Annotated in this window: 15 protein-coding genes, 3 pseudogenes and 1 riboswitch; of the genes and pseudogenes, 12 read left to right on the forward strand and 6 right to left on the reverse strand. The window is 35.7% G+C overall.

What is annotated here, in order from left to right:
- Positions 1 to 4 precede the first annotated feature (4 nt).
- The 4 genes from COE49_RS07350 to COE49_RS07365 all read left to right on the forward strand — a co-directional run bounded on the left by COE49_RS07350 (position 5) and on the right by COE49_RS07365 (position 4,098).
- On the forward strand, positions 5 to 883 hold the full coding sequence (locus COE49_RS07350) for an energy-coupling factor transporter transmembrane component T (protein WP_088229711.1): 879 nt from the start codon (positions 5 to 7) through the stop codon (positions 881 to 883).
- Positions 862 to 2,517, forward strand: a complete 1,656-nt coding sequence (locus COE49_RS07355; RefSeq protein ID WP_098253135.1) for an ABC transporter ATP-binding protein — start codon at positions 862 to 864, stop codon at positions 2,515 to 2,517. Before COE49_RS07350 ends, COE49_RS07355 begins: the two co-directional genes overlap by 22 nt.
- A complete protein-coding gene (locus COE49_RS07360; RefSeq protein ID WP_098356807.1) occupies positions 2,490 to 3,191 on the forward strand; it encodes an ECF transporter S component in 702 nt (233 codons plus the stop codon). The genes COE49_RS07355 and COE49_RS07360 overlap by 28 nt, the downstream gene beginning before the upstream one ends.
- 184 nt (positions 3,192 to 3,375) lie before the next feature.
- On the forward strand, positions 3,376 to 4,098 hold the full coding sequence (locus tag COE49_RS07365; protein WP_098253133.1) for a YwiC-like family protein: 723 nt from the start codon (positions 3,376 to 3,378) through the stop codon (positions 4,096 to 4,098).
- A 32-nt stretch (positions 4,099 to 4,130) separates the two neighbouring features.
- On the opposite strand, the gene COE49_RS07370 is transcribed toward COE49_RS07365, so the two are convergent.
- The gene (locus tag COE49_RS07370; protein WP_000554029.1) at positions 4,131 to 4,322 is read right to left on the reverse strand and encodes a hypothetical protein; all 192 of its coding nucleotides are present in this window, start codon (positions 4,320 to 4,322) and stop codon (positions 4,131 to 4,133) included.
- A gap of 123 nt (positions 4,323 to 4,445) precedes the next feature.
- A riboswitch (SAM riboswitch) is annotated at positions 4,446 to 4,544 on the forward strand.
- A 99-nt stretch (positions 4,545 to 4,643) separates the two neighbouring features.
- Here COE49_RS07370 and COE49_RS07375 point away from each other — a divergent pair.
- The 3 genes from COE49_RS07375 to COE49_RS07385 all read left to right on the forward strand — a co-directional run bounded on the left by COE49_RS07375 (position 4,644) and on the right by COE49_RS07385 (position 5,934).
- A complete protein-coding gene (locus COE49_RS07375) occupies positions 4,644 to 4,904 on the forward strand; it encodes a hypothetical protein (RefSeq protein ID WP_000171472.1) in 261 nt (86 codons plus the stop codon).
- 204 nt (positions 4,905 to 5,108) lie between these two features.
- Positions 5,109 to 5,546, forward strand: coding sequence for an SWIM zinc finger family protein (locus tag COE49_RS07380; RefSeq protein ID WP_098356808.1), 438 nt, complete (start codon positions 5,109 to 5,111; stop codon positions 5,544 to 5,546).
- Positions 5,547 to 5,571: 25 nt separating this feature from the next.
- A complete protein-coding gene (locus COE49_RS07385; protein ID WP_088229705.1) occupies positions 5,572 to 5,934 on the forward strand; it encodes a group-specific protein in 363 nt (120 codons plus the stop codon).
- Between the two features lie 173 nt (positions 5,935 to 6,107).
- Here COE49_RS07385 and COE49_RS07390 read toward each other — a convergent pair.
- Positions 6,108 to 6,491 (reverse strand): annotated as a pseudogene (locus COE49_RS07390) (TIGR00366 family protein); the annotation flags it as partial.
- Positions 6,481 to 6,630, reverse strand: a complete 150-nt coding sequence (locus tag COE49_RS27200; protein ID WP_176548502.1) for a TIGR00366 family protein — start codon at positions 6,628 to 6,630, stop codon at positions 6,481 to 6,483. The pseudogene COE49_RS07390 and the gene COE49_RS27200, both read right to left, overlap by 11 nt.
- A gap of 86 nt (positions 6,631 to 6,716) precedes the next feature.
- Here COE49_RS27200 and COE49_RS27940 point away from each other — a divergent pair, with 86 nt between their 5' ends.
- From COE49_RS27940 to COE49_RS27815, 5 genes and pseudogenes are all read left to right on the forward strand, one after another.
- A complete protein-coding gene (locus COE49_RS27940) occupies positions 6,717 to 6,842 on the forward strand; it encodes a hypothetical protein (protein ID WP_222127083.1) in 126 nt (41 codons plus the stop codon).
- Positions 6,843 to 7,125: 283 nt separating this feature from the next.
- Positions 7,126 to 8,877 (forward strand): GMC family oxidoreductase, encoded by a 1,752-nt coding sequence (locus COE49_RS07395; protein ID WP_098840867.1) that lies wholly within the window; start codon positions 7,126 to 7,128, stop codon positions 8,875 to 8,877.
- A gap of 393 nt (positions 8,878 to 9,270) precedes the next feature.
- A pseudogene (locus tag COE49_RS27945) lies at positions 9,271 to 9,537 on the forward strand (SGNH/GDSL hydrolase family protein); the annotation flags it as partial.
- Between the two features lie 56 nt (positions 9,538 to 9,593).
- Entirely contained in the window at positions 9,594 to 10,961 is a 1,368-nt protein-coding gene (locus tag COE49_RS07405; protein WP_098253127.1) for a short-chain fatty acid transporter, read from the forward strand.
- 96 nt (positions 10,962 to 11,057) lie between these two features.
- Positions 11,058 to 11,254, forward strand: a pseudogene (locus COE49_RS27815) (IS4 family transposase); the annotation flags it as partial.
- 429 nt (positions 11,255 to 11,683) lie between these two features.
- Here the strand turns inward: COE49_RS27815 and COE49_RS07420 are convergent.
- The 3 genes from COE49_RS07420 to COE49_RS07430 all read right to left on the reverse strand — a co-directional run bounded on the left by COE49_RS07420 (position 11,684) and on the right by COE49_RS07430 (position 14,675).
- Positions 11,684 to 12,943, reverse strand: a complete 1,260-nt coding sequence (locus COE49_RS07420; protein WP_088229698.1) for a serine hydrolase domain-containing protein — start codon at positions 12,941 to 12,943, stop codon at positions 11,684 to 11,686.
- A 100-nt stretch (positions 12,944 to 13,043) separates the two neighbouring features.
- Complete coding sequence (locus COE49_RS07425) at positions 13,044 to 14,243, reverse strand: MFS transporter (RefSeq protein WP_088229697.1); 1,200 nt, start codon at positions 14,241 to 14,243, stop codon at positions 13,044 to 13,046.
- 15 nt (positions 14,244 to 14,258) lie between these two features.
- Complete coding sequence (locus COE49_RS07430; RefSeq protein ID WP_140417284.1) at positions 14,259 to 14,675, reverse strand: MarR family winged helix-turn-helix transcriptional regulator; 417 nt, start codon at positions 14,673 to 14,675, stop codon at positions 14,259 to 14,261.
- Positions 14,676 to 14,691: the final 16 nt, after the last annotated feature.

A 14,691-nucleotide genomic window follows, 5' to 3' on the forward strand; every position in this document is an offset into this window, starting at 1 on the left:
GACTATGAAAATAAGTTTTTCTTCTTTACATCCTTTTGTGAATTTTTTCTATTATATCGGGGTGATGATACTATGTATGATGTGTCTTCATCCTCTTTTTTTAATTGGAGCAATACTATTAATCGTTATGTTAAATGTGATGCAAGGGAATAGCGAAAAGATAAGAAAAATGTTACCGGGCACAATCGTCTTCTTTTTTATGGTGATTTTATTTAATTCGTTATTAACGCATAGAGGCCGAACTACGTTATTCTGGTTAGGTGATAGCCGTATTAAGCTTGAGGCAATTATGTTCGGACTAGTAATGGGATTATTACTAGTTGCGATTATGTTCACGTTCGCGTCGTATAATGATATTATTTCAAGTCATAAATTTTTATATTTGTTTTCTAGAATTTCACCGAAAGTTGCATTGTTAACGATGATTACAGTAAGGTTTGTGCCGTTGTTTATTAGGCGGTTGCAGAAAATTACACTCGTACAAAAAACGAAAGGTGTACAAGTTGATGCAGGTTCCATTATTGAACGCGTGAAAAATGGTATGCAATTGTTGCAAGTGTTATTAATTTGTTCGTTAGAAGATGCACTGCAAACGGCCGATTCTATGCAAGCTCGTGGATTTGGTGTAACGAAGCGTACAACGTATATTCGATATAGAATGGAAAAACGCGATTGGTATATGCTCAGTTATTTAATAATTCTATTTATAGCTGCTGTCATCTTTAGTAATTATGGCGGAGGAAAATTAATTATTTATCCGAAAGTCGAATCTATGCTATTTCAGCAATACGACGGGATGATGTTTGTAGTATTTACGATGTTTATTAGTTTACCAATTATGATGGAAGGAAGGGAGTGGATATGGTGGCGCATGCAGAAATAAACAATTTATCATTTGTATATGCTGATGAAAACGAATACGCGTTACAGCATATTTCTCTTTCTGTTCAAAAAGGTGAGTTCATTACACTTGTGGGCGGATCGGGTTCTGGGAAGACGACTTTATTAAAACATTTTAAAAAGGAGTTACTTCCAATCGGTACGCGTTCGGGAGAGTTGTTTTATGAAGGTGTTTTATTAGAGGGAGTACCAGATTTATTATCTGCACAAGAAATTGGAATGGTGTTTCAAAATCCAGAAAACCAGCTCGTAATGGATACAGTGATTCAAGAATTAGCATTTTCTTTAGAAAATATCGGGTTACCATCTCATATTATTCAAAAACGAATAGCTGAGCTTATTAGTTTCTTAGGATTTCAAGATTTATTGCACCAATCTGTTCATACGCTATCTGGCGGGCAAAAGCAACTTGTCAATTTAGCTGCGGTATTAGTTATGCAGCCGAAACTACTATTATTAGATGAACCGACAGCGCAGTTAGATCCGATTGCTGCAAAAGAGTTTTTAGGATTGTTAAAGCGTATTAATGAAGAGCTTGGAATTACGATTATTTTAAGTGAACATCGTTTAGATGAAGTAATACCACTCGCAACGCGCATCATTTGCATGAATAACGGACGAATCGTGTATGACGGTAGTCCGAAAACGGTTGTATCGAATATGTGGGAAGTAGAAAAGTTCCGTCCATTTATTCCGCAAATTCCAAGATTGTTTTTAGAGTGGAATGCGAAAGATATTCCGTTTACAGTGCGAGAGGCGCAAATGAAAATGAATGATTTTTCAGCAATATCATATGTATATGAGCCAATAGCACAAAGTGAAAAGCAAGAAATTATTTTAAGTGCAGAGCATATATCTTTTCAATATGAAAAAAATAGTCCGCTTATTTTACGAGATTTAACAGTATCGATCGAGAAAGGAAAATGGGTAGCTCTTGTTGGAAAAAATGGTACAGGTAAGTCTACACTTTTGATGATTTTAGCGGGGTTACAAAAAGCGAGAAGAGGGAAAGTAAAGTGGAATGGGAAAGTGATACATAAAATTGATTCGAAAGAACGGTTTAAAAGGATCGGGTATGTATCGCAGCATCCATATTATCATTTTACATTTGATACAGTGTGGGATGAAGTGTATGAACGTGCACGGGAATTATACGGAGAACAAGGAAGAGAAATGGCAGAACAACAGCTTAAAAAGTTTTGGCTATATGCGCTTAAAGAACGCCATCCGCATGATTGTAGCGGGGGAGAGCAACAATTACTCGCGTTATGTACAACGTTATTGTCAAAGCCAACGTTATTATTACTTGATGAACCGACAAAGGGACTAGATCCATGGAAGAAAAAAAGAGTAGGAGAGCTATTTAAGAAGTTGCAAAAAGAAGGGACAACAATTGTAATGGCAACGCATGACATTGAGTTTGCGGCGAAATACGTGGATCAATGCATGATGTTATTTGATGGAACAGTTATTATGAATGATGCACCGAAAGAGTTTTTTAGCGGCAATTTCTTTTATACGACATCGATTAATCGATTCATTCGAAAAGAATTGCCATATGCATTAACGTGGGAGGATGTGTACGAAGCGTGTCCAAACGATATGTTGCATTCATAATATGTATTTTTGCACTACTAATAGGCACATTACTCTTTACGACACTTATTATGGACGGTTATTACATGTTAAGTAGTTTGTTTGTATTAGCTGTTATTATATTACCTTTCTATGTCCGATTTGAAAGGAAAGCATTTGTTTCACGTGAAATTGTTCTCGTTGCCGTATTAGCAGCAATTGCAGCAGTAAGTAGGGTACCATTTTCTATTTTACCAAGTGTACAACCAACTTCTTTTGTCATTATCGTTTCAGCAATTGTGTTTGGGAGTGAAACTGGTTTTATGATCGGTGCAACAGCGGCGATTGTGTCCAACATTTTTTTAGGACAAGGTCCGTGGACGCCGTGGCAAATGTTTTCATGGGGTATGATTGGTTTCATAGCTGGATTATTACGCAATACATTTTTAATGAAAAAGTTATGGGGAAGACTACTATACGGATTTTTCGTTGGCTTTTTATTTGGCTGGATCATGAATTTCTGGGGGCTGCTCGGTTTTATACAGGAAGCAACGTGGGAAACAGTTATTTCATACTATATCGCAAGTTTTTATTTCGATTTGAGCCATGCGATTTCGAATGTTGTATTCTTACTACTATTTAGTACGTCTTGGATTACAATTCTTACAAGATTTAAAAGGAAATATGGCATATTAGATAAGCATAACATGGCATAGAAAAGCATACTCATATAAGGTAGGGTCGCGACTTACATATTCGTTTGCCTCTTTCATGCTTCTTACATATTGTAAGGAGCATTTTTTGTTGTCAAAAAATAGATCCAATATATATCCGTTATTATATAAAATTATTTGTATAATAGTAGGTGAGAACTGTTTTCAAAAGGGAGGTGTATAGTTAATGAAGTTAGTTATTCCGAAGCAACATGGTGCATGGGCCATGCTTGTTATACCATTTCTATTAAGCGTCATAATTGGGAAACCTACTATGTATCATATTCCATTGTTTTTAGCTTGGTTTTTTATCTATTTAGCTACGTATCCATTTCTCATGTACATAAAGCAAAGACGAAAAAAAGAGTTTTTACACGCTGCAATTGTGTATTTTATGATTGCATTCATATTTGGAATGATTTCTTTATTATATGAATGGCGAATTCTTTTATTCGTAGTAGTCATGATTCCATTGTTTATTGTAAATATGTATTACGCTCGTCAAAAGAATGAAAGAGCATTACTAAATGACATTAGCGCGATTATTGTTTTCTGTATCGGTGGTTTAGTCAGTTATTATTTTTCAATGAAACTCATAGATACAACAGCATTATTCATTGCGCTTATTTCATTTTTATATTTTTTAGGAAGTACGTTTTATGTAAAAACGATGATTCGTGAGAAAAATAACCCGAAATATCGTCTTATATCTTGGGGGTATCATATTGTATTAACGATTATCATTTTTACTATGAATCCGTGGTGTTCTCTTATTTTTATACCAAGTGTTATTCGAGCAATAGTGTTGTATGGCAAAAAGATTTCTATCATAAAAGTAGGAATTTTAGAAATTGTTAATTCTGTATATTTTCTAATCATAACGGCAATAATAATGAAGTATGCCATTTGAAAAAGCTTCCCACCGTATGATGGGAAGTTTTTTCAATCTTGTTCTAAAATGTGAACGGTGTAATCGCAGCGTTGAATAGCTTGTTCGATCGCATAAAGGGATTGTTCAATACGAGCGCGATTAAAATCTTTTTCAACAGTCTGTAGTGCTTCTTCTAAACAATGTTTTGCTTCTTGTAATGATTGAAAAGAATCTTGTACATATCCACGGGCGTTTTGATGCATTTCATACTCCTCCTTGAATGTTCATATATGTATAGTATGAACAGTAAAAAAGAAAATATAATTTGTTATATTTGTTTGACAATTAAAGTGAAATTACGTATAGTTAATTTTAAAGTGAATATTTTCTTATCCAGAGAGGTGGAGGGACTGGCCCGATGAAACCCAGCAACCGCGATGCAGGTGCTAATTCCAGCAGAACATATTTGTTCTGGGAGATAAGACGAAGATATACGTAACTTCTTCTTATCGGAGAGGTTTTTTTGTTGCAAAAAAAACCGATTACGAAAATTTATATTAAGAAGAAAGGGGTTGCGCATTACTGTGACACTCGAAAAATACGTAAAACTGCGTAGTACAGTTTATGAATATATGATAGAGCAAGATAAGCCAATATCATTGTTAGATATTCAAGAACATATCGTTTCGCATCATGAAGGAAAATTCACGAAAAAGATGTTACATCAATTTTATTTATCAAGGCTATTAGACGAACTAAAACTGGATGGGAAAATTACTTTAGCTGATGATGAATATCTCTATGCTGAAAAAGGGGTATTTTATAAGGCGAGAAAAGGGAGCTAGGCTCTCTTTTTTTTGAAGTATGTAGTGTAAAAGACTGCTAAAGCAGCCTGATACAGGGAATGGTGTTGAGTGTGTAGTGTCAAAGATTGAATGTGCCTGAAAGAGGCACTTCGTATCGGCTGCAAATGAAAAGAGACACCTCCGCCGAATAGGTGTCAGTCGTTTTGTCATATAGACTCGCTATTTGACAGTTATTAGAATAACATGCAGGTTTTTTTAAGTCAAAAGGGAATTAAAGGAAGAGGTGCAAGTATGTACGCTTACTTATTAAAAGATATAACGAAATGGATTCCAAAGTATATTATAGATAGAGGATATGAATATTACGAAGATGGGCATGTAGAAGATGTTGAAATACACAACAAGAAAGTATTTGCTTTTGTTACTGGAAATGCAGGAAACTATGAAGTAATTATTGATCTAGAAGATTTCGCAGAAAGTAGCTGCGAATGTCCGTATGAGAATCTTTGCAAGCATATGGCGGCAGTTGTTTATGATATTCAACATGTAGGTGAGAGTACAGTTAAAGAGAAACTGGAAGATTTAGAAAAAGAGGAGTTACTTACAGTATTAAACCGATTGTTGCAAAGTTCAAAAAACGTGCAAGTTGTAGAGAAGATGTTAAAGAAGGGGAAGCTTTAACTATGAAAGAAAAGGCTCGTACATTATGAATGAACTTGATCGTATTATAAAGTGTTGTCAGTATGATGATGAACTTTTTCGGACGTACATTACATGTTTACTTCAATTGAAGAAATGTAGCGAAGTGTTCGGGCAAGTTCAAATACAATTAAGAAATGATTATTTAATACGAGGCATTTGTGAAAGAGAAGTGGATGAGGTGGTACGGGGAAGTAAAGAATATGAAATGTATTTTCTTCCTAAAGTGTTACGGTGGGATTTCTTAAGGGGAAATCCACATCTAATTGAAAAAGTATGTGAAGATTTTTTTGCATTTGAGTCATTACATCTTACGGAGATAGAGTGGGAAACGATTATAAATTGCATGGGAAATAAAGTGAAACTTTAATCAGTGGGGGTTTTGTTCTTCCCACTGATTATTAGTTGAACCAATCGGGCATTTACGGGCAGTTGATCTCACACCTAACTGCTTTGCGTATGGATGAGAGTTTACTGCCCGTTAATGCGGGGTAAATAATTTATTATGTAAAAAAGCTAGTATAAAACTAGCTTCTTATTTATTTAAATAAATAAGAAGCATAGACTAATGATAAAACCTGCATATAGTAAGTTAACAACGCAAAATCCCATAATATCACGAGCACCTAAACCAGCTATCGCTAATGCTGGTAATGCCCAGAAAGGTTGAATTAAATTCGTCCAAGCATCGCCTCGCGTAATGGCCATCGCTGTTTTTGCAGCAGGTACACCAAGTTCAGCGCCAGCTGGAATCATAATTGGTGCTTGTACAGCCCATTGACCGCCACCAGATGGAACGAAAATATTAACGATGCCAGCACTTAAAAATGTAAAGAGCGGGAAAGTCGTTTCGTTTGAAATGCTAATAAAGAAATTAGAAATAGCTCCGCCAAGTGAAAGTCCTTCACTATTTGCCTCAATGATTAATCATCTCAACCGGTGTTTGGTGCGTTGCAAACATGCTGAAGAAGATAACGAAAACAGTTAATAAACATGATAAAATAAACGGTTCTGGCAAGAAGCGTTGCACTAAGGCGACGCAACCATTTGTAAATGAACGAAACAAAATAGATCAACCTCCTTATGTATGTCAATTATTCGAGGTTGGTTAGGTGATAATCTTCAATAGATTGAAAATTCGGGTATTTAAAGGTGCTTGAAGTTACAGGAACAGACGTTGTTGCTTTCTGCGATGGACTGATTGAAGAGGTGAAAACTTCGGTTGATCTCTATCAAGAAACGTTCGATCAAAATGTCGATAAGGCTATGAAAAAATAGAAGGAGTAAACAATCTTTCAAATCGGCGGATGGTTGCAATGATTTAAAAACAAAAATCTATAAATGTCTATATATAGATTTTTATAGGCTAGCTACATCGCTATCAAGCTAAGTTTATGCAATATGATATTCATGTAAAGTTAACATAGCATCCTATTATAAGAGCTAAGCCATTTCTAAACTATTAATCTACTACATAAGTACAGGCAGCCAACCCGATATGTTAATAGTATATTGTATAGGAATTTATTGTTTTAAATTTTATACTGAAAGGAATAATAGGATGTCAAAGAAATATATTTTTGATTATATTGTGATTGGTGCCGGTACTGCCGGAGGGGTAATTGCTAAAGAATTAACGGATGATAAATGTACTTCCGTGCTTGTTCTTGAAGCAGGAACAAATATGACAGAGGAATTAAGCAGTCCTAATCTTATAGTTTCTATTTTAAATGCTGCTGATAATAGACATTCATTTCATGTCACTACTATAATTGAGCAAACGTTAGGTCGTCAGTTGATAACACAAAGTGGTCGTGTCATTGGTGGAAGTTCTGAACATAATCAGATGTTAGCTGTACGTGGCAGTCGTGATCTTTATGATGTATGGGCACAATTAGTTGATAATAACGCATGGAATTATGATAGTATTCGCTCATTATTTATTAAAAATGAAACGTATACAGGAATGACGCAAAGTCCTCAAGAACGTGGAAGTAACGGACCTATTTTTATTAGACAACAAAACATTCCTGATCAAGGATTAATCCAAACTTTAGCACAAGCCGCTTCAGAAGTTTTTAATATACCAATTGAAGAGGATTACAATACAGGGATAAGAGATGTTACATCCTTAAAAGGCCAATATATTCAAAAGATGGAAAATGGAAAATTGGTTCGTTCCTCGACAGCAACCGGATATTTAAACAATCAAATTGTTACGCAAGGAAATGAATTCCAATCAGATGAATTTGGAGTTGATCAGAGAAAATTGGTCATCTTTTCAAAAACAACAGTAGATAAAATTCTATTTAAAGAAAAAAGAGGAGTTAACATTGCTGTTGGCGTTCAATATGTTAAGAATGGGGTGTCACAACGAAGTTATGCCCGAAAAGGAATCATTGTCTCTGCAGGCCAATTTTCCTCCGTCATACTTCAACGCTCAGGTATTGGTAAGCCTGAAGATTTAGCTAAAGCTGGCATATCGCCTTTAGTAGAAAGCCCTCAAGTCGGATACAACTTCCAAACACACTATTCTGTCGGTATGGGAATTAGAGTGGAAACAGGAAGACTTCTTCAGGTATTGGCTGCTGATCCTAATCAGCCAGGAGCATTTGGAGCATTTAAAAAAGTCAATAACCCTATTGGTGGCCGGCGCCTTCAATTATTAGGCCTTCCATTTCCGTTTTTTGTACCCAGTCAGGAAATTGCGATAAATGGTTGGGATTTTAATGAGACAAATCCTAGTAATATTATGAGTATCGGAATTGCAGATGTAAATCCAAGCAGCCGAGGTACTGTCATGGTTTCTCATAGTGACCCAGAGGCATATCCAACTATTGATTTAAACCCGTTGGCAAATCCAGATGACCTAAATTTCATGGTGGATCAATATATTGAGACGTATAATATGATTGTTAGAGCACGTGAACTCGATCCGGAAGGCATCTATCAAGTAGTCTTTCCTGATGAAAGTATATTTAAAATTTTGGACGATAATGAAAAGCGGGCTAAATTGGCTGGTTTTGTCAGAGCTTCGTATTCCCTTTTCACTCACTTCGGAGGGCAATGTAAGATGGGGAAAAATATTAAAGAAGGAGTTCTTGATGGATTTTTGAATGTCTTTGGGACCAAAAATCTTAAAGTTGCTGACCTTTCTATCTCTCCGATTTTACCGGATGGTAATACGTCAATACCAGCCCAAATGATAGGATTAAATGCAGTACGTTTTATTCGAGAGGATCCTTGCCCATATGTGGTGGATGATCAGGAAATTAAAGATTATGAATGTAAATCGATAAGAAATAAAAAATGAATTCTATATACATCAATAGTTAACATAACCCCAAATTATCGGGAGTCAATGTATTTAGGAGATTACCAAAAGCCCTCCAGTTAAGTAATATGGAGGGCTTTTGTATTCACATAATTAAGGTTATTGGTAGTTGTATCGTTGTAACATACCTTACTAGCCGAATAACGTAAAAACAGCCAGTCCATTAGGAACATTTAAATCTTCTGCACCAAACTCTCCGACAGCATTTCTTTTGTTTTGAAAAATATGAATTCAAAATTTTTCGCTCCTTTTTTAAAATTGGATATAATTATTTATATTCAAATTGAATAGTTTAGCTTGTATGCTTATCTAATAAAAAGAACTACCCCCTAAAATGAAAAAAATTGCTATTCCTGGAGATTTAAAATAAAGATTCCTGTAGTTAAAGAGTTAAAAAATGAAGCGGATTTAGGAAACTATGTCATTATTGGATTAGGTACAAATGGAGTCTTTACTACTGAGCAACATGTTTCATTAATAAAATTAATTGGAAATGAACGTAAAATGATATGTATTAATAAGAGGATACCACGTTCGTAGGAATCAATCGTAAATGAGAGATTGAAAGTAACGGCATTTAGATATTCGAATGTAGATCTAGTTGATTCGTGTGCAGCAAGTGTAAAAGGATTTTATTTTCTTTTGTGGAATGTTATTTATATTTACCTTATTAAAATTTAGAAAGGAGAATATTTATGAAACATTCCTTATTGGAGACAAATCCAGAACCAGGAAAGAAAGAATCATTGCTTACACGATGTGCAAATGTATTTTCGAGATGGTCTCAGAAATATGTCCCAGATGCCTTTGTTATTGCGGTGCTGCTCACTTTATTTACTTTCATTATAGCTTTGTTGATGAATCCCTCAGATCCGTACAAAATCGTAAAATCTTGGGGGGATGGATTTTGGACTTATTTAACGTTTACAATGCAAATGGTATTGCTAATGGTTACAGGGATGACGCTAGCTTCTGTCCCGTTTATTAATAGAGGCTTGCAGTCTATTGCAAAGTTAGCCGATACACCTCAAAAGGCTTATACGATGACATTTTTGATCAGTGCAATTGCATACTATATCAATTGGGGACTAGCTGTAGTTGTGGGAGCGATCATTGCGAAGGAAGTAGCGAAAAAGAATCCGAATGCACATTTTCCATTACTTGTAGCAGCTGCTTATGCTCCGACAGCCTTATATAGCGCAGGTCTTTCAAGTTCTATTGGCCTGACAATTGCCACAAAGGATCATTTTCTTGTAGATATGATTGGAATTATTCCTACCTCACAAACAATCTTTAGTTATTCTACTCTAATTATTTTTTTCGCTCTACTCATCACGATGCCAATTATTATTGTACTTATGGCTCCAAAAAGTGGGATTATCAGCTATAAAGCACCCGAAACTGATACAAATTCTTTTGTAAAACCTCCTCAAAAGAATTTAACTGTTGCGGAAAAACTAGAATGGACACCGGTTCTAGGAATAGTATTAGGTGCAATTGGCACGTTGTATTGTGTTTATGAATTCGTGAACGGTCGTAGTTTAGATTTAAATATCATTAATTTGTTTTTCTTGTCACTTGGTTTGCTCCTGCATGGTTCTCTTGGTAACTTTGCACAAGGATTCAAAGAATCTGCGCAATCCATCTCTCCGATTATCCTACAGTTTCCATTTTATGCGGGGATTATCGCTGTTTTAGGTAGTTCAGGATTGGGGAGCTCAATCATTGAATGGATGGCATCCATTGCGTCAAAGGATACATTTGATATATTTACATATTGGTCAGCGGGATTGGTGAACTTATTGGCACCATCTGGCGGGGGACAATGGGCTTTGCAAGGGCCACTGCAGGTTCCGGCAGGATTGAAGTTAGGTGTAGATCCGGCTACTATCGCTATGGCGGTAGGCTGGGGGGACGCATGGACAAATTTGATTCAGCCGTTCTGGGCACTACCTCTTTTAGGTGTGCTGGGATTGAAAATTAAAGACATTATGGGGTATTGTTTCATTCTCTGCATTTGGGTTGGGATAGTTACAAGTTTATTGATGTTATTTGTATATTAGCTTTCATAGGAATACACATCACTATCAAGTAATACCATTAAAATGAAAAAAACGCTATTCTTTCTGTAAATACATAGGAAAGGATAGCGTTTTTTTATGTCTATTTCTGTATCTGATGAATTACAATTATTTGCTCAAGAATTTTAAAGATTCTTATCTTCAAATATCTTACGAGATATTGCTAGAGATGTTGGTTTTGTGCAACAAACAGGTAGGTACCAAGCAAGTATTTAGTTACTTTATGTGCTTGGGTGAGTCAAAATGCCACTAAAACTTCTTTCACATGTATGGAATATACAGGGGTTTTTATCCGCAAGCTGTTCTTTATCAAGCTCAGCATGATGACCACCATCAACACCGTGGTTAAAAGTATTCAATATGGTATGGCAGAACCGGGAGTGTTGGAAGTACTACGAGAACTGTTGGACATTATGAATAAGAGACAATAAAAAACTCTTCTTGGATGCAAGAGGATTTTTTTATTGGGAATAGTAAGGGTGAAGGGAGGGATTACATATGGGAAAAGGTAGAAGTAATAATGCTGGTAAAAAGCAACCGAATTTCGATGATTCATCTAATTTCGCTAAACAAAGCCAACCGACAGAAAAGAAAAAGAAATAAGAAAAGAATCTCTCTTTATCAAGAGAGATTCTTTTTTAAATGGTATTTCTTGTTGCAGTATCTTCTAATAACTTATAGGTTTGGTGTAAATAAAACTTCCACTACTGTGGAAGCTTCTCCAAATGATGCGCAATATCAATATACATATTGGAGTAAACTGAATGGATTTCATTACTTGGCGTAGCGTTAGAAGAGAAGTGGACAATTACCATATTTGCTTTCGGATCGATGTAAAGTGTTTGTCCGTAACTACCTAACACTTCGAAAGCATCTTGTTCATTGTGCGGAATCCACCATTGATTATGATAAGAAATGGAAGCTCCAGGGCCAACCTCAAGTTCACCTTCTTGGACATTTTTTATATCTTCAGTAATAGAAGAGGGGAGGATTTGTTTTCCATTATATTCCCCGTTGTTTAATAGTAATTGTCCAAATCTAGCCATATCTCTAGCAGTTGCATTTAAGCCAGCGCTTGCTTGTTCTACTTTTGTTTCATCTGTAACGTAATACGCGTTTTCTTCCATACCAATTTGAGACCAAATTCGTTCACTTACATTTTCAGCTAGAGATTTACCAGTAATGTTTCGAATAATCCAAGCGAGCGTTTCAGCTGATCCGTTATCGTAAGAAAAAGTAGAACCAGATGGTGCAGTTTCTTCCGCTTCTCGCAACATATCATAAATGCTCATCGGACCGTCGTAGTTTTTACCTCGAGGTAAAATATTGCTAGCTAAATATAGTTGCGCATCTTGATTTTCTAACGCTGGATGTTCATATCCGTGAGTCGGGTATTCTGCAGAAACTTGCATGTCCATTAATTGTTGCAGCGAGGCATTACCGAAAGGTGTGTTTTTTAATTCTTTTACGTACGTTTCAGCCGTTTTCTCTACATCAATACGATTTGCTTCAGCGAGAGATTGTATAATTGCCCCGGTAAATACTTTTGCTAATGATGCCATACCATGAGGTTCATTCTCTTTATATCCATTGAAATATCGTTCATAAACAAGTTGTCCATTATGTAAAACGACGAAAGCATCTGTTTTGTTTTCGTCTAAAAGTTTTTTTAGAGGCGTTGTATTTCCGAATCTACGCTCCACAGCAAAATCGTCTAAGTTTTGTAATGCAGTAGGGAAGTGGGAAATTTGATTAGGGTTATTATGTACCTCGTTAATTAAGGTGAATTCTTTCATATGCGTGTACGACCAACGTAAGTAAGGATCGTCTAACCAATTTTTCTTAGTGACATTATCTTTAGATGGAGTCATTTTATTATGTTTGAAGTAAGTAAAACCAAGCCCTGTAATTACAAATATAAATGTGAGTATGAGTAAGAGTAGGGGAGATTTTTTTAGTTTCATATAGGTCCCTCCTTGTTGATGCTATTATAAGTATACGCTTCTATTGAAAGAAATACAAAATAAGGAAAGTAAACGGAGAAGTTTACTTTCCTTATTTATGTTAAGCGGATACTTGTCCGTCTGTACGTTGTTTCTTGAATTTTTGTTTTCGTCCGTGTAATCCATAATATAGAAGTAAAGTGAACGCAACGATAATAGCCGCGATAAAATACATATTATGATAACTTGATTTCGCAGCGACTATACCTAAAATGAAAGAACCAAAGCCAATGCCGCTATCAAAGAACGAGTAGTAAGTAGCTGTCGCAGAACCACGTCGATGGTTTGGAGCGGCAGAAATTGCAATCGTTTGGAAGCTAGGAATTAATGTTCCGTAGCCTAAACCGATTAATACACCTGCGCTTAGGAACCAAAATGGAGTTTGCGCTTGACTTAAAGCGAACATTCCAATTGTGAAGATAATAATAGCTGGATAAATAAGTACATTTTCACCGAAACGATCAAAGATTTTTCCTGTAAATGGACGAGAAATTACAACAACAAGTGCGTATACAATAAAGAAGTAACTAGCAACCTCTCCTAAACCGAGTTCTTTTGCATAAATAGGAATAAAGGATAAAATACCACTATAAGAAAAGGCTAAAACAAATCCTGTTAGAGCGATTGGAATAGAGGATGGTTCAATTAAGTCTTTCCAGTTCATTTTTTCTCGTTTTTGTTTGCTTACCGGTTCTTCATGAGGAATATTCACTACTAATCCTAATAAAAATGCGAGTAATGAAAATACGGAACAAACAATAAATAGTACAGTAAATGAAAAATGGGAAATAATTGTTAAACCTAAAAAAGGACCAATTACCATTGGCAGACTCATAAATACGCCGTAATAAGCAAGTGCTTCACCACGTTTATGAATTGGCGCAACATCAGTTACAATCGTACCAGTTGCAGTAGTTGCCATCCCGAACCCAATGCCATGTAAGAAGCGAAGGGCAAGTAATAAAAATAAACTTTGCGCACCGAAATACATAACAGTAGCGGCTAAAAATAGTGAAAGTGAAATAAATAATATTTTCTTTCTTCCTAAATCATCGAGCCATTTTCCTGTGAATGGTCTACATAAAACAGATGAAATAAGAAAAACAGTTGCAACTAAACCAATTTCCTCAGGTTTTCCTTTTAGGCCGTCTATAACGTAGACGGGTAGAGTAGTCATAAGCATGTAAAATGTTAAAAAGAGAAATAGACTACTAAAACAAGTTCCGAGGAAATCCTTCGTCCAAAGTTTTTCACTTTGCATCGTCATCCCTCCAATTTAATCTAAGTTTTTAATTATTTGTTGTAACACTTGAAATGCTTGATGTAAGTCAGCTTCATTAATACCTTCTAGCGCCTTTTCTTCGAAAGCATCAACTTCTTCTTGCCATAGCGGAATCATTTTTATCGCTGTTTCTGATAAAGAAATGAGCTTCTCGCGGCGATCTTTTCCTTCTGTACGAATAATCCAGCCCATTGTTTCCATACGTGTTAACGTACGAGTCATCGTTGGGGATTCAACATTTAAATACTGGCACAATTCTGTTTGGGTACAAGATCCAGTTTGATTAATGCGAAAAATTACAGCCCATTGTGCACTAAACAACCCAGTTGGAGATACGCGTTCATTAAACTTCTTCGTAAACTTTCGAGAAGTCTGGCTGACAATGTGAAAAAAATGTTGTTTTTCGTCCATATAGTTTGATCCTTTC

Origin of the sequence: Bacillus sp. AFS029637, from assembly GCF_002584985.1 — a bacterium.
Taxonomy (GTDB): domain Bacteria; phylum Bacillota; class Bacilli; order Bacillales; family Bacillaceae_G; genus Bacillus_A.